At 69.4% G+C, this 21487-nt stretch carries 14 protein-coding genes; 2 read left to right on the forward strand and 12 right to left on the reverse strand.

What is annotated here, in order from left to right; translation table 11 throughout:
- Positions 1 to 24: 24 nt before the first annotated feature.
- From ACWZJV_RS07015 to glyA, 6 genes are read right to left on the reverse strand one after another with little or no spacing between them, the layout of a single operon-like run.
- On the reverse strand, positions 25 to 1398 hold the full coding sequence (locus ACWZJV_RS07015; protein ID WP_457180718.1) for an L-serine ammonia-lyase: 1374 nt from the start codon (positions 1396 to 1398) through the stop codon (positions 25 to 27).
- On the reverse strand, positions 1398 to 2030 hold the full coding sequence (locus ACWZJV_RS07020; protein ID WP_457180720.1) for a sarcosine oxidase subunit gamma: 633 nt from the start codon (positions 2028 to 2030) through the stop codon (positions 1398 to 1400). The genes ACWZJV_RS07015 and ACWZJV_RS07020 overlap by 1 nt, the downstream gene beginning before the upstream one ends.
- On the reverse strand, positions 2023 to 4932 hold the full coding sequence (locus tag ACWZJV_RS07025; protein WP_457180722.1) for a sarcosine oxidase subunit alpha family protein: 2910 nt from the start codon (positions 4930 to 4932) through the stop codon (positions 2023 to 2025). The genes ACWZJV_RS07020 and ACWZJV_RS07025 overlap by 8 nt, the downstream gene beginning before the upstream one ends.
- Entirely contained in the window at positions 4929 to 5219 is a 291-nt protein-coding gene (locus tag ACWZJV_RS07030; protein ID WP_457180724.1) for a sarcosine oxidase subunit delta, read from the reverse strand. The genes ACWZJV_RS07025 and ACWZJV_RS07030 overlap by 4 nt, the downstream gene beginning before the upstream one ends.
- Before the next feature lie 12 nt (positions 5220 to 5231).
- Positions 5232 to 6449: a sarcosine oxidase subunit beta family protein gene (locus ACWZJV_RS07035; protein WP_196873217.1), complete on the reverse strand. Its 1218-nt coding sequence runs from the start codon at positions 6447 to 6449 to the stop codon at positions 5232 to 5234.
- Positions 6449 to 7744 (reverse strand): serine hydroxymethyltransferase, encoded by a 1296-nt coding sequence (glyA, locus tag ACWZJV_RS07040; protein WP_457180726.1) that lies wholly within the window; start codon positions 7742 to 7744, stop codon positions 6449 to 6451. Before glyA ends, ACWZJV_RS07035 begins: the two co-directional genes overlap by 1 nt.
- A 126-nt stretch (positions 7745 to 7870) precedes the next feature.
- Here glyA and ACWZJV_RS07045 point away from each other — a divergent pair, with 126 nt between their 5' ends.
- On the forward strand, positions 7871 to 8548 hold the full coding sequence (locus ACWZJV_RS07045) for a GntR family transcriptional regulator (RefSeq protein ID WP_457180728.1): 678 nt from the start codon (positions 7871 to 7873) through the stop codon (positions 8546 to 8548).
- A 70-nt stretch (positions 8549 to 8618) separates the two neighbouring features.
- On the opposite strand, the gene ACWZJV_RS07050 is transcribed toward ACWZJV_RS07045, so the two are convergent.
- The 6 genes from ACWZJV_RS07050 to ACWZJV_RS07075 form a co-directional block, all read right to left on the reverse strand.
- Positions 8619 to 11123: a GcvT family protein gene (locus ACWZJV_RS07050; protein WP_457180730.1), complete on the reverse strand. Its 2505-nt coding sequence runs from the start codon at positions 11121 to 11123 to the stop codon at positions 8619 to 8621.
- A 30-nt stretch (positions 11124 to 11153) separates the two neighbouring features.
- Entirely contained in the window at positions 11154 to 12056 is a 903-nt protein-coding gene (purU, locus tag ACWZJV_RS07055; RefSeq protein WP_008362231.1) for a formyltetrahydrofolate deformylase, read from the reverse strand.
- Between the two features lie 149 nt (positions 12057 to 12205).
- Positions 12206 to 15574, reverse strand: a complete 3369-nt coding sequence (locus ACWZJV_RS07060) for a PQQ-dependent sugar dehydrogenase (protein ID WP_457180733.1) — start codon at positions 15572 to 15574, stop codon at positions 12206 to 12208.
- A gap of 124 nt (positions 15575 to 15698) precedes the next feature.
- Complete coding sequence (locus ACWZJV_RS07065) at positions 15699 to 16826, reverse strand: sugar phosphate isomerase/epimerase family protein (RefSeq protein WP_008362229.1); 1128 nt, start codon at positions 16824 to 16826, stop codon at positions 15699 to 15701.
- A 186-nt stretch (positions 16827 to 17012) separates the two neighbouring features.
- Complete coding sequence (locus ACWZJV_RS07070) at positions 17013 to 19361, reverse strand: transketolase-like TK C-terminal-containing protein (protein ID WP_457180735.1); 2349 nt, start codon at positions 19359 to 19361, stop codon at positions 17013 to 17015.
- Positions 19362 to 19413: 52 nt separating this feature from the next.
- A complete protein-coding gene (locus tag ACWZJV_RS07075; protein WP_008362227.1) occupies positions 19414 to 20421 on the reverse strand; it encodes a 1-aminocyclopropane-1-carboxylate deaminase in 1008 nt (335 codons plus the stop codon).
- Between the two features lie 72 nt (positions 20422 to 20493).
- On the opposite strand from ACWZJV_RS07075, the gene ACWZJV_RS07080 reads away from it, so the two are divergent.
- Positions 20494 to 21477: an Lrp/AsnC family transcriptional regulator gene (locus ACWZJV_RS07080; protein ID WP_457180738.1), complete on the forward strand. Its 984-nt coding sequence runs from the start codon at positions 20494 to 20496 to the stop codon at positions 21475 to 21477.
- The last annotated feature ends 10 nt before the right edge of the window (positions 21478 to 21487 follow it).

Raw genomic sequence — 21487 nt, forward strand, 5'->3', positions numbered from 1 at the left:
CGCTTCTCCTTCTCGCGAGGCCCGTCAGCACTCGATGACGTTGACGGCGAGGCCTCCGCGGGAGGTCTCCTTGTACTTGATCTTCATGTCGGCCCCGGTCTCGCGCATGGTCTTGATCGCGGCGTCGAGGGAGACCCGGTGGCTGCCGTCACCCCGCGCGGCGATCCGGGCGGCGTTGATGGCCTTGTTGCTGGCGATGGCGTTGCGCTCGATGCACGGGATCTGTACGAGGCCGCCGACCGGGTCGCAGGTGAGACCGAGGTTGTGCTCGATGCCGATCTCGGCGGCGTTCTCCACCTGCTCCGGGGTGCCGCCGAGCACCTCGCACAGCGCGCCGGCGGCCATCGCGCAGGCGGACCCGACCTCGCCCTGGCAGCCGACCTCGGCGCCGGAGATCGACGCGTTGATCTTGAACAGGATCCCGATCGCCGCGGCGGCGAGCAGGAACCTCACGATCCCGTCCTCGTCGGCGGTGGGCACGAACTTCTCGTAGTAGTGGAGCACGGCCGGGACGATGCCCGCGGCGCCGTTGGTCGGGGCGGTCACGATCCGGCCGCCCGAGGCGTTCTCCTCGTTGACGGCCAGGGCGAAGAGGTTGACCCAGTCCATCGCCCGGAGCGGGTCGGTCTCGTCGGTGGAGGCGTGCAGGTGGGCGTACAGGCCGGGGGCGCGCCGCGGGACCTTCAGCCCGCCGGGCAGGGTGGGCTCGACCCGGGTGCAGCCGTTGTGCACGCACTCCTGCATCACCGACCAGATGTGCAGCAGCTCGCCCCGCACCTCCTCCTCCGTACGCCACGCCAGCTCGTTGGCCAGCATGACGTCGCTGATCCGCTTGCCCGACTCGGCGCAGACCGCGAGCAGCTCGGCCCCGGTGGTGAACGGGTACGGGATCGGGGTCGCGTCCTCGACGATCCGGTCGGCGCCGGCCGCGTCCTCGTCGACGACGAACCCGCCGCCGACCGAGTAGTAGGTGCTCTCCTGGAGCACCTCCCCGGTGTCACCGAACCCGCGAAAGGTCATCCCGTTGGGGTGTGCGGGCAGGGTGCGGGTGCGGTGCATCACGACGTCGTCGGCGTCGAACTCGATCTCCCGGGCACCGGCGAGCCTCAGCCGCCGGGTGGCGCGGACCTCGGCGACCCGGGCGTCGGCGTTGTCGGTGTCGACGGTCTCGGGACGGTTGCCCTCGAGACCGAGGACGACCGCCTTGTCGGAGCCGTGCCCGTGGCCGGTGGCGCCGAGGGAGCCGAACAGCTCCACCTGCACCCGGGTGACGGCGTCGAGCAGCGACCCCGCCTTCAGGGCGTCGGTGAACTGCACCGCCGCGCGCATCGGGCCGACCGTGTGGGACGACGACGGCCCGATGCCGACCGAGAACATGTCGAAGACGCTGAGTGCCATCAGCCGGATCCCAACACCTTGAACTCGGCCATGGCGTCGATCAGCCAGCGGCCCAGGAAGTCGGCGTACGAGGCCCGCGGCAGGATCCGGTAGGAGTCGGCCTCGACCTTCCACAGGATCACCGGGACCCGGCCGATGTTGGTGACGACCGCGGTGCCCTCCGCGAAGGACCGCGGGTGGAGGTCGAGCGGGCAGCCCTTCTCCAGGACGGCCCGCGCGGACGGCCCCTCGAGCCGGAGGGTGGTGCGGTTGGCCGACAGGTCGACGACCGCGGCACCACCTTCGGAGACGCCCGCGCGCAGGTAGGACACCAGGGTGGAGCCGGCCACGCTCTGCGAGATGACCAGGAACTCGTCGGGCGAGAGCCACAGGACGACCACGTCGTGGCCGGTGGCGACCTCGCCGCATCCGTCGGGGAGCTCGGCACCGAGGATCTTGGCCAGGCGCGCCCGGTCGGGCGAGCCGACCGGCACCCGCAGGCCGACCATGGTGAGGAACTGCTCCTCGCGCACCCGCACCCCGAAGGCTCCGGTGACGCCGGCGTCGACGAAGGCGCCGTGGAGGTGGTGGGCCGGGCTGACGCGCAGACCGGAGATCGTCTTGTCGAGCGGCTCGATCGTGGTCTCAACCATCGCGGCGGCTTCCTTCCGGGTCGTAGAGGACGGTTTCAGCGACGACGACGTCGACCAGTCGGTCCCCGACCGGCGCGACGAGGGTCTGGCCGATGCGGTTGCGGCCATCCTTGATGAGTGCCAGGGCGAACGAGCGTCCGAGCGCGGCACTGTGGTAGCTCGACGTCACGTGGCCGAGCATCGGCACCGGCCCGTCGGCAGGGGTGATCGGCGTACCGGCCTCGACGAGCTGGGTGCCCTCGGGCAGCCGGAAGGACTTGTCGACGGGCAGCACCGAGACGAAGTGCTTGCGGTCGGTGCGGGAGGTGTCGGCCCGGCTGTAGGACCGCTTGCCGACGAAGTCCTTCGCCTTGGAGACGATCCACTCCATGCCGGCGTCCTGCGGCGTGACCGTGCCGTCGGTGTCCTGGCCGACGATCGGGTAGCCCTTCTCGGCTCGGAGCACGTGCATGGTCTCGGTGCCGTACGGGGTGATCGCCCATTCCTGACCGGCGGCGTGGATCTCCTTCCACACCTGCGGACCGAACCAGGTCTCGACGTTGACCTCGAAGGCGAGCTCGCCGGAGAACGAGATCCGGCACACCCGCGCCGGGATGCCCGAGGCGAGCGTGGTCTCGCGGAACGTCATGAACGGGAACGCCTCGTTGCTGACGTCCAGGTCCGGCGCGATCTTGGCGATCACCTCGCGCGACCTCGGACCGACCACGGCGACGGTGGCCCACTGCTCGGTGACCGAGGTGAAGCTGACGTCCAGGGTCGGCCACTCGGTCTGGTGCCACTCCTCGAGCCAGTCGAGGACCTTGGCGGCGCCGCCGGTGGTGGTCGTCATGAAGTAGCGGCCCTCGTCGATGCGGAGGGTGACGCCGTCGTCGAACATCATCCCGTCGGGCGTGCACATGACGCCGTAGCGGGCGGAGCCGGGGGCGAGCTTCTTGAAGGCGTTGGTGTAGATCCGGTTGAGGAACTCACCGGCGTCGCTCCCCCACACCTCGATCTTGCCCAGCGTGGTCGCGTCCATCATGCCGACGGACTCGCGGACCGCGGCGCACTCGCGGAGCACGGCCTCGTCCAGCGACTCACCGTCCTGCGGGTAGTACCAGGGCCGCAGCCACTGCCCCACGATCTCCATCTCGGCGCCGTGCGCGACGTGCCACGGGTGGATCGAGGTCAGCCGCGCCGGGTCGAACAGGTCGCCCCGCTCACGGCCGGCGAGCGCGACGAACGGGACCGGAGCGTACGGCGCGCGGTACGTCGTGGTGCCGATCTCGCCGGGGCTGCGACCGTCGTTGAGCGCGGCCGCGATGACCCCGATGGCGTTGACGCCGGAGGTCTTGCCCTGGTCGTTGGCGGTGCTGATCGAGGTGTAGCGCTTGACGTGCTCGACGCTGCGCATGCCGGCGCCGGTCGCACGCAGTACGTCGTGCACCGTCTGGTCGCGCTGGAGGTCGACGAAGTGGTCGACCAGATCGTCGAGCGCGACGCCGTCCTCGGCGACGAGCCACAGGGCTCGGGTGGTGCCGTTGCCGGACGCCGCGGGGAGCGCGGTTGCCGGGGCCTCGGCCGCGCCGATGAAGCCCGTGGCGAGCAGCGCGGTGGCTGCCGCGTGGCGGCCCTCCGCGAGACAGGCGTCGAGGGTGTAGCTGCCCCGGGCCGACCCCACGATCTGCTGGTCGGCGACCTCGCCGTCGGGGACGAACCCGGCCAGGTCCTCGTCCCAGCGGACCTTGCCCTGCCGCTGGCTGTGCAGGTGGACGACGGGGCTCCAGCCGCCGGCGACGGCGACAACGTCGCAGGCGATCTCCCGCCGCTCGCCGACCGCGACACCGTCGGCGTCGATGGCCGACACCGTCGCGGCCGTGACCCGCGGGTCTCCGGCGGTGTCGAGGACGGCGGAGCCGAGGACGACCTCGATGCCGGCCTCCTCGGCCCGGCGCGCGGCCTCGGACCGCTCGGCGCGGGCGTCGACCACGGCCGCCACGGCGACTCCGGCACCAGCCAGGTCGGCGGCGACCTCGTAGGCGCTGTCGTTGGTCGTCGCGAGCAGCACGTTGGAGCCGGCGGCGACGCCGTAGCGGTTCAGGTAGGTGCGGACCGCCGAGGCGAGCATGACGCCGGGGCGGTCGTTGTTGCCGAACACGAGCGGGCGCTCGTGAGCGCCGGTCGCGATGATGACCTGCTGGGCGCGGATGTGCCACAGGCGCTGCCGCGACAGTCCGGCGAGCGCCTCCTTGGCCGGCCCGTCGAGGTGGTCCAGCCGGCTCTCGAGGGCGATCACATAGTTGGCGTCGTAGCTGCCGAAGGCGTTGGTCCGGGTGAGGACGGTGACCTCCGGAGCGGCGGCGAGCTCCTCGGCGACGTCGCGCAGCCAGGTGTCGCTGTCGACGTCGTCGATCTCGAGGTCGCGGGCCGAGAGGAGCGAGCCACCGAGCTCGGGCTGGTCGTCGACGAGGATCACGCGTGCGCCGGAGGCCGCCGCGGTGCGCGCCGCGGCCAGCCCGGTCGGGCCGGCGCCGATGACGAGCACGTCGGTGTGGACGTACTTCTTGTCGTAGATCGCGGTGTCGTCGGCGGGGTCGAGCTCGCCGAGACCACTGAGGTAGTCGGCCTGGAGCCCGTCGACGAGCTCGACGGCCGTGGCCGGCAGCATCGACTCGGCGACCGCGTCACCCGGGCGACGCAGCCTGACCAGCGCGTTGGCCTCCTCGACCCCGGCGGCGAGGACGCCGCGGGGGCGCTGCCGGTAGAGCGAGGGCCCGCACTCGAGCACTCCGTTGGCGATCAGTGCCGAGGCGAGGGTGTCACCGGCGTGGCCGGCGTACTCCTGGCCGTCGACGCTGAAGGTGAGACGGGTCGACCGGTCGATGCGGCCGCCGTCTGCGAGGCGGTGCGACGTCGTGCTCACTGCTGTCCTCCATCCAGGGTGGGGCGTGGTTCGCCGGAGCGGTAGACGGCGGCGATGCGGTAGGTGACGGTGTCGCGCAGGACGTTGAACCACTTGCGGCACCCGGCGCTGTGGACCCAGCGCTCGGCGAAGATGCCCTTGGTGTTCTCGCGGTAGAAGAGGTAGCGACCCCACTCCTCGTCGCTGAGGGCGTTCGGGTCCTCCGGGTACGGGACGTGCGCCTGACCGCCGTAGTGGAACTCGGTCTCGTCGCGGGACCCGCAGTTGGGGCAGCTGATGAGGATCATCGTCGGCTCCTTTCAGTGGGCCACGGCGGCGGCGCCGTGCTCGTCGATGAGGGCACCGGTGCTGAAGCGCTCCAGTGCGAACGGGGCGTTGTACTCGTGGGGCTCGTCGTGGGCGATCGTGTGCGCCATCGTCCAGCCCGCACCGGGGGTGCCCTTGAAGCCACCGGTCCCCCAGCCGCAGTTCACGTAGAGCTGGTCGATCGGCGTCTTGCCCACCACCGGGGAGGCATCCGGCGTGACGTCGACGATGCCACCCCAGGTCCGGAGCAGGTGCGCGCGGGCGAAGATCGGGAACAGCTCGACGGCGGCCGCCATCTGCTCCTCGATCACGTGGAACCCGCCGCGCTGCCCGTAGCCGTTGTACGCATCGACACCCGCGCCCATGACCAGCTCGCCCTTGTGGGCCTGGGAGACGTAGACGTGGACGTGGTTCGACATCACCACGGTCGGGTGGACGGGCTGGTGGAGCTCGGAGACGAGCGCCTGGAGCGGGTGCGACTGGATCGGCAGGTCGAAGCCGGCCATCTCGGCGAGGACGCTGGAGTGCCCCGCCGCGCAGAGCGCGACCTTCCCGGCCGCGATCGTGCCGCGGCTGGTCTGCACGCCGACCACCCGGTTGCCGTCCTTGACGATCCCGGTCACCTCGCAGTCCTGGATGAGGTCGACACCGAGCTCGTCGGCCTTGCGGGCGAACGCCCAGGCGACGTGGTCGTGCTTGGCGATGCCGGCGCGGGGCTGGTAGGTCCCACCGAGGACCGGGTAGCGGATGTTGTCGCTGGTGTTGATGATCGGGCAGACCTCCTTCACCTGGTCGGCGTCGAGCCACTCGGCGTCGATCCCGTTGAGGCGGTTGGCCTCGCAGCGCCGCACCGAGTCGCGTACGTCCTGCAGCGTGTGGGCGAGGTTGAGCACGCCGCGCTGGCTGAAGAGGAAGTCGTAGTCGAGCTCGTCGGGGAGCACCTCCCACTGCTTGAGGGAGTGCTCGTAGATCGCCGCCGACTCGTCCCACAGGTAGTTGGACCGGATGATCGTCGTGTTCCGCGCCATGTTGCCGCCGGCCAGCCAGCCGCGCTCCAGGACGGCCACGTTCGTGATGCCGTGGTTCTTCGCCAGGTAGTACGCCGTCGCCAGGCCGTGGCCACCGCCGCCGATGATCACGACGTCGTAGGAGGACTTCGGCTCCGGGTTGCGCCAGAGGAAGTCGGGGTGCTCGGGCAGCAGGTCTGCCATCACTCGGCTCCGTTCGACTCGATGAGGTGGGGGTAGAGCGGGTGCTTCTCGGCGAGATTCGTGACCCGTGCGCGCAGCGCGTCGGCCGTCTCCTCGGTGAAGTCGTCCTTCAGCGCGGCCGCGATGATGTCGGCCACCTCATGGAAGTCGGTGTCGCCGAAGCCACGGGTGGCGAGCGCCGGGGTGCCGATCCGCAGACCGGAGGAGACCATCGGCGGACGCGGGTCGAACGGGACGGCGTTGCGGTTGACGGTGATGCCGATGCGGTGCAGCCGGTCCTCGCCGTCCTGGCCGTTGAGCTGGGAGTCGCGCAGGTCGACCAGCACGAGGTGGACGTCGGTGCCGCCGCTGACCACCGAGACACCGGCGGCTGCGACGTCGTCGGCGAGCAGTCGCTCGGCGATGATGCGGGCGCCCCGCAGCGTACGCTCCTGGCGCTCGCGGAACTCCGGCTCCGCGGCGACCTTGAAGGCGACGGCCTTGCCGGCGATGACGTGCTCGAGCGGCCCGCCCTGCTGGCCGGGGAAGACCGAGGAGTTGATCTTCTTGGCGATGGCGGGGTCGTTGGTGAGGATGACGCCGCCGCGCGGGCCGCCCAGGGTCTTGTGGGTCGTCGAGGTGACGACGTCGGCGAACGGCACCGGGTTCGGGTGCAGGCCGGTGGCGACCAGGCCGGCGAAGTGGGCCATGTCGACCATGAGCCGGGCGCCGACCAGATCGGCGATCCGGCGGAACTCCGCGAAGTCGAGCTGGCGCGGGTAGGCCGACCAGCCCGCGACGATCAGCTTGGGCCGGTGCTCGAGGGCGAGGCGCTCGACCTCGGCCATGTCGATCAGGAAGTCCTCGCGGCTGACCTCGTACGGCACGACCTGGTAGAGGCGGCCGGAGAAGTTGATCTTCATACCGTGGGTGAGGTGGCCGCCGTGGGCCAGCGAGAGGCCGAGGATGGTGTCACCCGGCTCGAGGAGGGCGAACATCGCGGCGGCGTTGGCCTGGGCGCCCGAGTGCGGCTGCACGTTGGCGTACTCCGCGGAGAAGAGCGCCTTGAGGCGGTCGATGGCGAGCTGCTCGATGACGTCGACGTGCTCGCAGCCGCCGTAGTAGCGACGGCCGGGGTAGCCCTCGGCGTACTTGTTGGTGAGAACCGACCCCTGGGCCTCCATGACGGCGGCGGGGGCGAAGTTCTCCGAGGCGATCATCTCCAGCGTCGTCTGCTGGCGGCTCAGCTCGGCGTCGATCTGCTCGCGGACCTCCGGATCGAGGTCCGCGAGCGAGGCAGTCAGGACGTCAACCACGGTGAGCTCCCAAACTCTTGAAGTACGATTGATATATCAGTTCCGGATCACCAGTATGCTGGTGACGAAGACACCTGTCAACGGTCCAGACCAGACGGTTCAGATCAAAGAAAGTGGTGACATCGAATGACCGACGTTCAGGCGCCCGTCCGGCCGACGGTCGGAGCGCCGCCGACCTCCCTGGCGTACGCCGCCTACGAGCGCATCCGCGACCGGCTGATCATGCTCGACATCAGGCCGGGCGAGCCGATCAACGACGGCCGGCTCGCGGACTCCCTCGGCTTCGGCCGCACTCCCGTGCGCGAGGCCCTCAAGCGCCTGGAGACCGACCACCTGGTCGTCTCCTACCCGCGCCGTGGCACGTTCGCGGCGCCCGTCGACGTCACCGAGCTGGGTGCCATCTCCGACCTGCGCGAGCAGCTCGAGCCGTTCGCCGCCCACCGCGCGGCGACGGCCGCGACCGACAGCATGCGCGCCGAGCTGCGCGCCATGGCCGACCGGGTTCGAGGGCTCGACGGGGCGGGCGACGACCGGCCCACGCTGATGCGGCTCGACATGTCGGTGCACCGGATGATCTACCGGGCGACGGGCAACAAGCATCTCGAGGACGTCCTGATCAGGTACGACAACCTGGCCACCCGGATCTGGTGCCTGGTCGTCGACAAGGTCCCGGACCTGGCCTCCCACATCGCCGAGCACGCGCAGCTCCTCGACGCCATCGCCGACGGCGACGCCGAGCGTGCCGAGCGGCTGACCCGCGAGCACGTCGACAGCTTCGCGACCGAGATCCGCCGCGTTCTCTGAACGCGGGCTCCCCACCACATGCGATCGGGCGCCGGCCCACCCGGCCGGCGCCCGATCTGGACCCGTCGGATCAGCCCCGCAGGCGGCTCATGCTCGGGTCGAAGAGCGGCTCCGGGGTGACCGTCGCCGGGATCCGCTGGCCGAAGTACTCGATCTCGACCTGGTCCCCCTCCCCGATCTCGGCCGGGAGGTAGGCGTAGGCGATCGGCTTGCCGATCGTGAACCCGTACGCAGCGCTGGTGACGTAGCCGACCGAGGTCTCCCCCGACAGCACGGGCTCCTTGCCGAGCACCATGGACTTGCCGTCGTCGATGGTGAGGCAGCGAAGGCGGCGGGCCGAGGTCTCCACCGAGCGGCCCTCGAGCGCGGCCTTGCCGACGAAGTCCTCCTTCGCGGTCTTGACCGCGAACCCGACACCCGCCTCGTACGGGTCGTGCTCGGTGGTCATGTCGGCACCCCAGGACCGGTAGCCCTTCTCCAGGCGGAGCGCACCGAACGCGGCCCGCCCGGCGGCGATGACGCCGTGCTCCTGGCCCGCCTCCCACAGGACGTCCCACAGCTTCTGGCCGTTCTCGGCGGAGGCGTAGATCTCCCAGCCGAGCTCACCGACGTAGGACAGCCGCAGCGCGGTGACCGGGATCCCGCCGATGGTGGCCCGCTTGCCGCGGAAGTACTTCAGACCGTCGTTGGTGAAGTCGTCGGCGCTGACCTTGCCGATCAGGTCCCGGGCCAGCGGACCCCACAGCCCGATGCAGCAGGTGCCGCCGGTGATGTCGCGGACGTGGGCGGCGAGCGCGGGATCCTCGGCCCGCAGCTTGCGGGCCTCCCGGCGGAGGTAGGCCAGGTCGACCGGGCCGTTGGCGCCGACCTGGAAGACCTCGTCCTCCAGGCGCGCGACGGTGATGTCGCTCTTGATCCCGCCCTGCTCGTCCAGGAAGAGGGTGTAGGTCACCGCACCGGGCTTCTTGCTCACGTCACCGGTGGTGAGCCGCTGCAGCAGCGCCTCGGCGCCGGGACCGGAGACCTCGAGACGGCGCAGCGGCGTCATGTCGTACATCGCGACCGCGGTGCGGGTCTTCCACGCCTCGACCGCTGCGATCGGCGAGTAGTAGCGGGCCGACCAGTCGTCGCGGGTCGGCGACTTCCACTCCTCCGGCAGCTCGTCCAGCAGAGCGGCGTTGGCCTCGTACCAGTGCGGCCGCTCCCAGGTCCCGGCCTCGAGGAAGAAGGCGCCGAGCTCGACCTGGCGGGCGTGGAACGGGCTGACCCGGATGTTGCGCGGCGACTCCTTCGGCTGCAGCGGGTGCAGGATGTCGTAGATCTCGACGAAGTTCTGCTGCGAGGTCTCGCTGACGTACGCCGGGGCCAGCTGCGTCTCCTCGAACCGGTTGAGCTCGAGGTCGGCGAGGTCGTACTGCGACCGCCCGGTGGTCAGCACCTCCGCCACCGCCCGGGCGACGCCGGCCGAGTGGGTGACCCAGACCGCCTCGGCCACCCAGAAGCCGTCGAGGTCGCGGGACTCACCGACGAGCGACCCGCCGTCGGGCGTGAACGAGAAGATGCCGTTGAACGACGACTCCGCGATCTCCGCCTCCTGCAGGCACGGGAGCAGCTTGCGGCACTCGTCCCAGGGGCCCTCGAAGTCCTCGGGCGTGAAGTCGAGCCGGGACGGCATGTTGTCGTGGTCGACGTGCTCCGGGGTCGGACCGAGGTCGGAGGCGGCGTACGGCATCGGCTTGTGGGCGTAGGAGCCGATCCCGTAGACCTCGCCCCACTCCCGGAAGTAGAGGTCCTGGTCCTGGTGACGCAGGATCGGCAGGGTCGCGCCGTCGGCCAGCTCGTGCTTGCCGGCCAGGACCGGGACGGGTGTGGTCTTGACGAACTGGTGGGCCAGCGGGAGGAGCGGCACGTCGGTGCCCGCCATCTTCCCCACCTCGACGCCCCAGAACCCGGCGCAGGAGACGACGATGTCGGCCTCGACCACACCGTTCGTGGTCTCCACGCCCGTGACGTGGCCGCCCTCCTGCAGCACTCCGGTCACCGTGGTGTGCTCGAGGTAGGTGACCCCCGCCTCACGCGTACGCTCGACGAGCAGGTCGACGGCACGAGCCGCCCGGGCCAGACCGTCGGTGGGGATGTGCAGGCCGGCGAGGACCTGCGACTCGTCGATGTGCGGGTAGAGCTCCTTGCACTCGGCAGGGCCGACGACCCGGGCATCGATCCCCCAGGACTTGGCGTAGCCGAGCTTGCGGTAGAGCTCCGCGACGCGGGCCTCGGTCGTCGCGACCTCGAGGCCGCCGACCTGGTTGAAGCAGTTCAGGCCGTCCTTCTCCAGGCCCATGAACTTCTCGACGGTGTACTTGGCGAACAGGGTCATCGTCTTCGAGGGGTTGATCTGGAAGACGAGACCGGGGGCGTGCGAGGTCGAGCCGCCGGGCAGGCTGAGCGGGCCCTGTTCGATGACCGTGATGTCGGACCACCCGCGCGACACGAGTTCGTCCGCGAGGTTCGTGCCGACGATGCCGGCGCCGATGATGACTGTGCGGGGCGAGACGGTGCTGCGGGACGATGGCATGAGCAACTCCTGAGATTTCGGGGTGGGTGGTCAGCGGAACACGACGGTGCTGGAGCCGTGCATGAGGACGCGGTGCTCGCAGTGCCAGCGGACGGCACGCGAGAGTGCGAGGCACTCGGCGTCCTGACCGACGTTGGCCAGAGCCTGCGGGGTGTAGGTGTGGTCGACCCGGTTGACCTCCTGCTCGATGATGGGCCCCTCGTCAAGGTCTGCGGTGACGTAGTGGGCGGTGGCACCGACGAGCTTCACGCCACGATCGTGCGCCTGGTGGTAGGGCTTGGCGCCCTTGAAGCCCGGCAGGAACGAGTGGTGGATGTTGATCGCGCGCCCCTCGAGCTGACGGCACAGGCCGTCGGAGAGGATCTGCATGTAGCGGGCGAGCACGACCAGGTCGATCTCGTACTCGTCGACCAGGTCGAGCATGCGCTGCTCGGCCTGCGGCTTGGTCTCGGCCGTGATCGGGATGTGGACGAAGTCCAGCCCGGCCGCCTCCGCCATCGGGCGGAGGTCCTCGTGGTTGGACGCCACCACCGCGATCTCGCCGCCCAGGGTCCCGCCCCGCCACCGGAAGATGAGGTCGTTGAGGCAGTGGCCGAACTTGGAGACCATCACCAGCAGCCGCGGCTTGCGCTCGTCGTGGAAAGTGAACGACATCCCGAACCGGTCAGCGATCGGCCCGAACGCGGCGGTGAGCTCATCGACGTCGGCCCCGTCGGCAGAGGCGAACGCGGTCCGGAGGAAGAACAGCTCCCCCATCCGGTCGTCGTGCTGCTGGTGCTCGAGGATGTCGAAGCCGCGGTCGTACAGGAAGCTCGTGACCGCGTGCATGATCCCCGGGCGCTCCTGGCACGAGAGCGTGAGCACGTTGGTCGTCGCTGTGGGGGCGGTCGCCACGGACGCAACAGCGGTCGAGCTGGGAGGACTGATGGTCATGCTGGGCTCCTGGATGCCGGTAATGATACACAACTCATATATCAGAACGATCGTAGAACGGCTCTCAGAGCGACGTCAAGGGTTTCGGTACGTCCGGAACGGCCGTGCGGGCCCAAGGGCATGCCCTTGGACCCGCACGGAGGTGTACCTCAGAGCTGGCTGATCACCGCCCGGGCGTCGCGCTGCAGCGCGGCACGAGCGTCGGCGTCGGCGACGTAGAGCGAGCTGGCCGCCAGGTCGGCGTACTCCCGCAGCTGCGATCGCGCGGAGGCGTACCGTCCGGCATCGACGTGCTTGGCGGCCTGGCTGAGCCGCTTCTCGAGGACGCTCTCCCCGGCGGGGGTGATCTCGCCGGAGCGGGCGAGCCGCTCGGTCAGGGCGGTGAGCTCGGCCAGCGAGGTGCTGGTCGTGAACGTCACCGTTCTCGTCGTCGCGTGTCCCGCCTTGTCGGTCGCGGTGACCTTGAGGGTGTGCGACCCGAGCGAGAGCCGCCACAGGGGAAGCGTGTCACCGGTGACCGCCGCACCGTCCAGGGTCGCGGTCACGGACCCGACACCGGAGGTGGCGTCGGTGGCCGACCACGATGCATCCCCGGCGTTGCCGACGGTGGCTCCGTCGGTGACACCGTCGACCGCGACCTGCGGAGCGGTCTTGTCGATCCGCACCACGACCTTCCCGACCTCGGAGACGTTGCCGCCGTTGTCGGTCGCCCGGTAGTGCACGGTCGTGACGCCTTCCGCGGACACCGTGAGCGGGTTGTTCGCGTTCTCCCAGGTCTGACCGCCGTTGGTCGAGCGCTGCCGGGAGGCGACGGTGCCGTTGTCGGTCGCGACGACCGCCACCGACACGTTCCCCGTCCACCAGCCGTTCTGCCCGGTCGGCTGCGCCGGGTCGAGCGTCGCGGAGACCGTGGGAGGCGTGACGTCGGCGAAGCCGTCGCCGACGAACCTGATCCGGTCCAGGGTCACTCCGCCGGTGGAGGTCACGAACAGCTCGCCGCTGCCCGACGGCGCTCCGGTCAGGTCGGACGTGGTCTCGGACCAGTCCTCGCTGGAGACGTCGAACGAGGCGAACGGCGTCGCGTCGGCCGACCCCCAGCGCAGCTGTACGGTGCCGGTGCCGCTGGCGAGCAGCTTCGCCGAGGTGATGCCGGCGAGGTTCACAGGCTTCCAGGAGAGCCAGTCGCCCTCATCGAGCGAGGTGACCTTCCGCAGGCCGCTCGCCGTCTCGTCCGGAGCGATCGCGACGCCCTCGGAGGCGTCGGCCCACTCGGCCTCCTGCGACTTCGGGTTGAGGACCATCGAGACCTCGGACCGGGCCGCCGGCACACCGTTGGCGCCGTTGTCGGTGTAGCCGATGACGACGACTCCGTAGATGTTCTCCGTCTCGCCGTGCTCGGTGGCGTCGGCGGGCGTCGGGATCGCGAACCGGCAGCCGGTCCCCTGGCTGAGCGGGTGGGCGTGGACGTCGTGCCCGAGGCCGAACGTCCAGGTCACCCGCGAGCACACCGTCGCACTGCCGTCCTCGGGGTCGTCGGTCGTCACGTCGAAGGGCACCGCCTGACCCCAGTCGAAGAAGCCTCCCTCGGCCGGGGTGGCCACCTTGATCGTCGGCGCGACGTTGCCCACGCTGATCGAGGTCGACGTGATGCCGCGACGTCCCTCGGCGTCGGTCACCCGGAGCCGGGCGGTGTAGCGACCGAGCTCGTCGTAGGTGTGCGACGTGGTCGCCCCGGTGGCGTCGAAGGTGCCGTCGCCGTCGAGGTCCCAGTCGTAGGTGAGCGCGCCGCCTTCGGGGTCGACCGAGCCCGAGCCGTCGAACTCGACGGTCAGCGGTGCGGAGCTGCTGGAGATGGGGTCGGCGACGATGTCCGCGCGCGGTGCCTTGTTGCCGACGCTGTAGTCGATCCGGTAGAGGCCGGCATCGGGGTTGGCGCGGAAGAAGCCGTCACCGTAGTCGAGGACGTAGAGCGACCCGTCCGGCCCGAACTCGATGTCGATCGGGCTGTCGGTGATCGGCTGCCGGTTCGTCTCGAGATCGATGTTGGGCAGGAACTGCTCGATGTGCGACACCGGGCCGCTGGGCCAGTCGACGGTGAACGCCGCCAGGTAGTCCTGGGAGAACTCGGCGAAGAACGCCTTGCCGTCCCAGTACTCGGGGAACTTCGTCGGCGAGGGGTTGTCCGCGTCGTAGTGGTACACCGGACCGCCCATGGGCCCCTGGCCGCCGGCGGGGCTGAAGTCGGTCAGCTCCGGCCAGGGCTGGTGGGTGTTGTTGTCGCCGTAGTAGAGGGTTGCGGCCGTCGCCGGCGGAAGGGTCGAGAGTCCGGTGTTCCACCGCGAGTTGTTCTCCGCACCAGCGGCGCAGTCGAAGAACTCCCGCGGCGTCGCCGTCTCGAAGTTCCACTCGTTGTAGTTGAAGTGGTCTCCGGTGCAGTAGGGCCAGCCGCCGTTGATCGGCTCGTCGATCGAGGTCGTCTGCCACTCGACGTACCCCATCGGGCCGCGATCCGGGTTCGGCGCCCCGGCGTCCGGGCCGTAGTCGCCCCAGCTCACCGAGTTCGTCGCGGGGTCGACGTCCATCCGGAACGGGTTGCGCAGACCCATCGCGAAGATCTCCGGGCGCGTCCCGTCCGTGCCGGGGGCGAAGAGGTTGCCCTCGGGAATGGTGTACGAGCCGTCCTCCTGGACCGCGACGCGCAGGATCTTGCCGCGCAGGTCGTTCGTGTTGCCCGCACCGCGGCGGGAGTCGAAGCCGGGGTTGAAGCCGGGGGCGTCGTTGTTGGGGGCGTACCCGTTCGCGCCCGGGGTTCCGGCCGGGGTGTTGTCACCCGTGGCCAGGTAGAGGTTGCCCTGGTCGTCGAAGTCGACGTCGCCGGCCACGTGACAGCACTGACCGCGCTGCACCTCGACCTTGAGGATCACCTGCTCGGTCGCGAGATCCAGCTTGTCGGCGGCCTCGTCCCACTTCACGCGGGTGAGCTGGTTGTAGCCCTTCCACTGGTCCCAGTAGGCCTCGGTCTGACCGGCGGGCAGCGTGTTGGGTGCCGAGCCGGACGGCGTGGCCGTCGGGTACGGGCCGGTCATGGTGCGTGGCGCGTAGTAGAGGTAGACCCAGCCCGACTCCTCGAAGTCGGGCGCGAGGGTGATCGTCTGCAGACCGTCCTCGGAGTTGTTGTACGTCGCGATCGTGTTGACCACGCGTGTCGTACCGGCATCGGGGTCGACGAGCCGGACGTCACCGTTGCGCGCCGTGGTGAGCACGCGGCGGTCCGGCAGGACGGCCATGTCGATCGGCTCACCGGTGTCTTTGGTGAGCGTGACCTTCTCGTAGTTGGACCAGTCCAGGGCGAGGCCGGCCCCGGGTTCGGTGCCGTGGTCGACACCGTCGTGGGCGGCAGCGGGCGTCGCGAGGGCGATCCCGGAGGTGAGAGCGAGCGCGAGCCCGGAGGTCACCGCGAGGAGTGATCGCCGGGCACGACGGCGGGGTACCCCACCGACTGTGCTGTGTTCGGGCATGACGATTCCTTGGAGTGCGAGAGCGAGAGAAAGCCGGAGAAGGGCGTGCGAGCACGCCGGTGGCCGGAACGCGACCCGGTGAGGGCGCGCTCCGGCGATTGGCGAAGGGAGAGGTGGCGGCCGGTCAGCCGCGGAGCTCGTCCATGTTCTGGTAGCTCAGCTTGGCGAAGGCGAGGGACTGGCCAGGGTTGGCCGCACCGCCGGGCGCGGTGTCCTGCTCCCACATCGGGTTGTGGTAGCCCCGTGCCGGCATGTCGCCGAAGAAGGCCTGGTAGTCGATGTCGCCCTCCCCGAACGGCGCCATCACGTAGCCGTTGGCCTGCGTCTCGTCCTTCTTCCCGTCCTTGGCGTGGAAGAGCGGGAAGCGCATCGGCGCGGACTTGACGACCTCGAGCGGGTCGAAGCGGTCCTCGACGAGACTGCCGTCGGGGGCGGTGTAGGTGTGGTGCTTGTACTGCGCGACGTGCGCCCAGTAGATGTCCATCTCCAGCGACACGTAGCGCGGGTCGGTGTTCGCCAGGAACCACTCCAGCCGGCGCACCCCGGACGACCGCGTCGGGCGGCCCAGCGCGTCGTTGGGCCCGCTGTCCAGCAGGAAGCTGTACGCGATGTCGTGGTTGTGCGTGTAGAGCTTGAGCCCGTGTCCGGCTGCGCGCTCGCCGAGGATGTTCCAGCGATCGGCCGCGGCCTGCCAGTCGGCCAGGTAGGCCGACCCCGTGGGATCGCTTCCGGTCCCGATGTGCCTCATCCCCAAGATGTTCGCGACCTCGCACGCCGCGTCGAAGGCAGCCAGGGACGCATCGGTGATCGTGGAGGGCACCGACCCGTGGTTCCCCTCGGCCTCGAGACCGTTGTCATCGAGCCACATGCGCAGCAGGTGCGCGCCCTCGACGTTGTTGACGTTGCCGCCGGGCGCGTTGGCATTCTGGTTGAAGCCGGCGAACTCGATCTGCCGGTAGCCGATCTTCGAGAGCTCCTCGAGGACCGCCTTGAACCCCGAGGCGTACGGGCTGGTGGCCGGGTCGCGACTGATCGCGTCGCGCACCGTGTAGAGGATGATCCCGCGCCGCGGCCGCGGGATCAGCAGTGCGTTGTCGGCGGCGGCGGGACCGGCGAGAGGGACACCGCCGAGGGCGATTCCCGCCGCGGCCATGCCTGTCGTGGCCGCCAGCAGCTGCCGACGGTTGAGCCCGAGCTTGCGTGCGATAGCCGGAACCTCGTGGTTCGCGGCAGGGGTGGGACGGTTGCGCATCAATGCTCCTTCGGGAGGGTGAAGCCAAGTGAGCCGCAACTGTGACCTGTGTCACGTTGTGCGCTCGTCAACCTACGGTTTCAGCCAAGCACCCGTCAATAGTTCAGATGGAACTACCGAAAGTTAGAAAGTGACTTTCGAAAGTCCTACCGCGCCACCTCAGTCACGTACTTCCAACGCAGACGGTTATCGGCCCATCAACGACAATGCCGCGTCCAAGATCGACGCCGTGTCGATCCCGTGGATCCGATAGGCGTCGTCGAGGTCGGAGGACTGCCCGAAATCGGAGACGCCCAGGCAACGGATCTCGTCGCCTCGAGCTCCTGCCAGGAACGAGAGAGTGTGGGGATGCCCGTCCTGCACTGTGACCAGAGGTGCCGGCGATGTCGGCGGAAACAGATCGTCGATGATGTTGCTACCTTCTCCGGGCTTTCGACGAGAGCGCTGCTGGAAGGAGCGGAACAGGAGGTCGGGACTCGTCAGGCAGACGACTCCTGCCACCACACCCTGACCGGACAAGACCTCGGCGGCGCGCAGGACCTCAGGCATGATCGCCCCAACACCAACGAGCGTGACGTCCTCGGTTCGAGGATCATGGCCGGAGAGCCGGTAGCCTCCGGCGATCGCCTGTCGCCGGCGTCGTTCGAGCAGATCCGGATCCTCGGGGAGCGCCGCCTCGGCGGGGTCGATGGGACGCGTGGAGAGGCGGAAGTACGCGGAGGTTCCGCCGGGAACTCCGATCTGGCTCATGGCGTGCAGGAACGTCCACTCCAGATCCTGGGGAAAGCACGGCTCCCAGGCGACACAACCAGGCTGCTCCAGGCCGATCGACGGGGTGGTGATGGACTGATGAGCTCCGCCTTCTGGAGCGAGCGTGACCCCCGAGGGCGTACCCACCAGGATCGATTGCGCCCCGGCGTAGATGCCGTAGGACCAGGGTTCCAGGGCCCGGGAGACGAAGGGGTCATAGAGAGTGGCGATCGGGATGAGCCGTTCGCCCCAACGGCTCCAGGTCGTCCCGAGCTCACCCAGGAGACCGACCAGGTTGACCTCGGCGATCCCGAGCTCGATGTGGCGGCCGCTGGTCGCCTCCGACCACTTGAGGACTCGCTCCGCATCATCGGCGAACCAGTCGCGCCGGTCCTCGACCGACCAGACGCCGGTCTTGTTGATCCATCCACCGAGGTTCGTCGAAGAGGCGACGTCAGGGCTGCAGGTCACGACCCGTGATGCCGCCAGGGGAGCATCGCGCGGGAGGTCGGCCAGCAGCCTCCCCAACGCCGCCTGGGTCGAGATCGGCTTGCGGTAGGGGTGACCCAGCGAGGGCGGAACCGGTAGCGCCGGCGCTGCCTGGTGCGGGCTGCGGCGAAGCGCGGCGGCGCGCCGGGCACAGAGCTCGGCTGCCTCCGAGCCAGGCGCCGGGCGACGCCACGGGTCCTCGACGCTGTTGCCCGTGCTCTCCGCGAGTGCAGCCATCTGGGACTGGGTGAGGAGCGCCGAGTGGTTGTTGGGATGCCCCTCCGTCGGGAGCCCTCGTCCCTTGATCGTGTACGCGAACACCACGCTCGGCCGATGAGTGTCGAGGGATCCGAAAGTCTCGATCAGCTGCGGAAGATCGTGTCCACCCAGGTCGCGAACCGCCTCGGCGAGTACGTCGGGAGCGGTTCGATCGACGAGGTCCTGGAGCTCCCTGCTCGCCCCGGAGGCGACGATGCGCTCACCGATCTCGGAGCTGTCCACGCGCAACATGCGCTGATACTCCTCGTTGGGCATCTGCTCGAGGCGAGTACGCAGGTCGGCGCCGCCCGGTTGCTCGAACAGTCGTGAGATCGACTGTCCCCATTTGAGGGTGACGACCTGCCATCCCGCAGCCGCGAACATCCCCTGCAGGCGTTCGATCTGGATGTCGGGGATCACTCGGTCGAGGGACTGGCGGTTCAGGTCGACCACCCACATCAGCTCGCCCATGCGGGAGACCGCGGGGTCGGCGATCGCTTCCCAGACCGCTCCCTCGTCCAGCTCGGCGTCACCGAGCAGGCTGATGAAACGACCGGCCTCGGGCGCGGTGTCGAAATGCGACCGAAGGTAGCGATGCGACATCGCCGCCCACAGCGCTGCGGTAGCGCCGATACCCACGGAGCCGGTGGAGAAGTCCACCGTGTCCGGATCCTTCAGCCGGCTGGGGTAGCTCTGCAGACCCCCTTTGGCCCGCAAGGTCGGCAGGTAGGTCTCGTCGAGGTCTCCCAGCAGATAGTTGATCGCGTGCAGCACCGGCGAAGCGTGAGGCTTGACCGACACCCTGTCGTGACGGGTCAGCTCGTGGAACCACAGTGCGACCATGACCTCGACGATCGAGGCAGATGAGGCCGGGTGTCCGCCGACCTTGACGCCGGATCGGTTGGGGCGGCCACGGTTCGCCGCATCGACGATTGCTGTGGCGAGCCAGCGGACGCGTTGTGCCACGTCCCGCAGTGCAGCGATCGTTTCGGGCGAGCCGGTCGGGACGGTCCTGCGGACGACATCGGCATCGGTCATGCGATCTCCCCTGTCCTGGCCCGGCGTTCGACCTGGCGTTCGTCCTGCCTGATCACGAGAAGAGTCCAGCGTAGGCGTTGAGGGCCGGCTGCCCACCGAGGTGGGCGTAGAGCACGGTCGAGTCGGACCCGATCTCACCCTGGGTGACGAGGTCGATCAGTCCCGCCATCGACTTGCCCTCGTACACGGGGTCGATGATCATGCCCTCCAGGGCACCCGAGAGCCGGATCGCGTCGATCGTCGACTCCACCGGGATCCCGTAGAGGTCGCCTGCCCAGCCCTCGAGCACGGTGATCTCGTCGTCGCGCAGCTCGCGGCCCAGGCCGATCAGCTCGGCCGTGTGCCGTGCGATCCGCTCGACCTGGGCACGGGTCTTCTCGAGCGTGGCCGAGGCGTCGATACCGATGATCCGCCGCGGGCGATCCTGCCCGGCGAACCCGGCGATCATCCCGGCATGGGTCGACCCGGTGACGGTGCAGACGACGATGGTGTCGAAGAAGACGCCGAGCTCGGCCTCCTGCTGCTCGACCTCACGTGCCCAGTTTGCGAAGCCCAGACCACCCAGTGGGTGCTCGGAGGCGCCGGCCGGGATCCCGTACGGCGTGCCGCCGGCGTCGCGTACCTCCTTCATCGCCTGCTCCCAGGAGTCCCTGATGCCGATGTCGAAGCCGCTCGCGTCCAGTCTGACGTCGGCTCCCATGATCCGGGAGAGCATGATGTTGCCGACCCGGTCGTTCGTGACGTCGGGCCAGTCCACCCACTTCTCCTGAACGAGCCGAGCCTTGAGCCCGAGCTTCGCGGCTACCGCGGCCACCTGTCGGGTGTGATTGGACTGGTACCCGCCGATCGACACCAGCGTGTCTGCCCCACTGGCGAGGGCATCCGGGACGATGTACTCCAGCTTGCGGGTCTTGTTACCGCCGTAGGCGAGCCCGGAGTTGCAGTCCTCGCGCTTGGCCCAGATCTGTGCGCCGCCCAGGTGCTTGGTCAGCCGGTCGAGCCGGTGGATCGGGCTGGGGCCGAACAGCAGCGGATAGCGGTCGAAGTCGTCGAGCGACATGATGGTTCCTCTCGGTGGAGTGATCGTGCTGAGGTCATACGAAGGAAATAACTCTTGGGGAACAATGGGCTTGTGCCTACGCCCGTTGCGACCCCGCTCGACGAGCTGGATCGCAAGATCGTGGCGGCGATGCAGGTCGACGGGCGGGTCAGCTGGAGACGGATCGCGGAGGTGTTGGACGAACCTGAGCGGACCATCACGAGGCGTGGCACCGACCTCCTCGCCAAGCGGCTGATCCAGATATCCAGCCTCGATGGTCACAACGCCGCCGTGATGGTGCGAGCCGAGTGCGCGGTCGGCGCCGTGCGGAGCACGGCGACCGCGTTGGCACAGCGCCCCGACTGCGTGTTCGCATATGCCCTCACCGGCAGGGTCGACTGTGTCGCCGAGATCCGGGTGAGCACTGCGAACCTGCCCCGGCTCGTGCTCGACGAGCTGCCCGCCACGATCGGACTGGCGCGGGCGCACGCCGATCCGGTGCTGCGCATCCTGCGGTCCGTACGTCAATGGCGCCCGCCGATCCTGACCCCGGCCCAGATCGCTGCCCTCGAGGCACCACCCTTCGGTCTGCAGCAACCAGACGGGAGCGAGCCGGAGCCCCTCACGCCCACCGACCGCGCCATCACCCAGGTGCTGCGCCGAGATGGTCGTGCGAGCACCACCGAGATCGCCCGAGGAGCCGGGATCAGTGAGTCGACCGCTCGGCGACGGCTGGAGTGGCTCCTGGTCAACCGGCGCGTGTGGTCGCGGGCCGTGGTCGAACCAGCCCTGCTGGGCTTCCCGTTCGAGGCGATGATCTGGGTGCGTGTCCTTCCGGGGCGCCTCGACACGTTCGTCAAGCACGTTCTCGCCGAGCCACGAGTGCGGCAGATGAGTGCGCTGGCGGGTGAGTACGACTTGGCCATCAACGTCGCCGTGGCGGACCAGGCCTCCCTCTACGAGCTGATCGACACCGCGCCATGGCGTCAGATGGTGCAGAGCCGGCAGATCTCGGTCATCATCGAGGCGATGAAGCGCTCCGGGGTGCGTCTGCCTCTCGGCGCCCATGCGACCTGATCCCGTGACC

It is taken from the genome of Nocardioides sp. WG-D5 (genome assembly GCF_054031175.1).

Bases quoted from the DNA above. Each gene is read 5' to 3' on its own strand.
- ACWZJV_RS07075 (WP_008362227.1), bottom strand. From the start codon at position 20,421: ATGTCGCTCGACGACTTCGACCGCTATCCGCTGCTGTTCGGCCCCAGC.
- purU (WP_008362231.1), bottom strand. From the start codon at position 12,056: ATGACCATCAGTCCTCCCAGCTCGACCGCTGTTGCGTCCGTGGCGACC.
- ACWZJV_RS07035 (WP_196873217.1), bottom strand. From the start codon at position 6,449: ATGGCAGACCTGCTGCCCGAGCACCCCGACTTCCTCTGGCGCAACCCG.
- ACWZJV_RS07045 (WP_457180728.1), top strand. From the start codon at position 7,871: ATGACCGACGTTCAGGCGCCCGTCCGGCCGACGGTCGGAGCGCCGCCG.
- ACWZJV_RS07015 (WP_457180718.1), bottom strand. From the start codon at position 1,398: ATGGCACTCAGCGTCTTCGACATGTTCTCGGTCGGCATCGGGCCGTCG.
- ACWZJV_RS07065 (WP_008362229.1), bottom strand. From the start codon at position 16,826: ATGCGCAACCGTCCCACCCCTGCCGCGAACCACGAGGTTCCGGCTATC.
- ACWZJV_RS07060 (WP_457180733.1), bottom strand. From the start codon at position 15,574: ATGCCCGAACACAGCACAGTCGGTGGGGTACCCCGCCGTCGTGCCCGG.
- ACWZJV_RS07050 (WP_457180730.1), bottom strand. From the start codon at position 11,123: ATGCCATCGTCCCGCAGCACCGTCTCGCCCCGCACAGTCATCATCGGC.
- ACWZJV_RS07030 (WP_457180724.1), bottom strand. From the start codon at position 5,219: ATGATCCTCATCAGCTGCCCCAACTGCGGGTCCCGCGACGAGACCGAG.
- ACWZJV_RS07070 (WP_457180735.1), bottom strand. From the start codon at position 19,361: ATGACCGATGCCGATGTCGTCCGCAGGACCGTCCCGACCGGCTCGCCC.
- ACWZJV_RS07020 (WP_457180720.1), bottom strand. From the start codon at position 2,030: ATGGTTGAGACCACGATCGAGCCGCTCGACAAGACGATCTCCGGTCTG.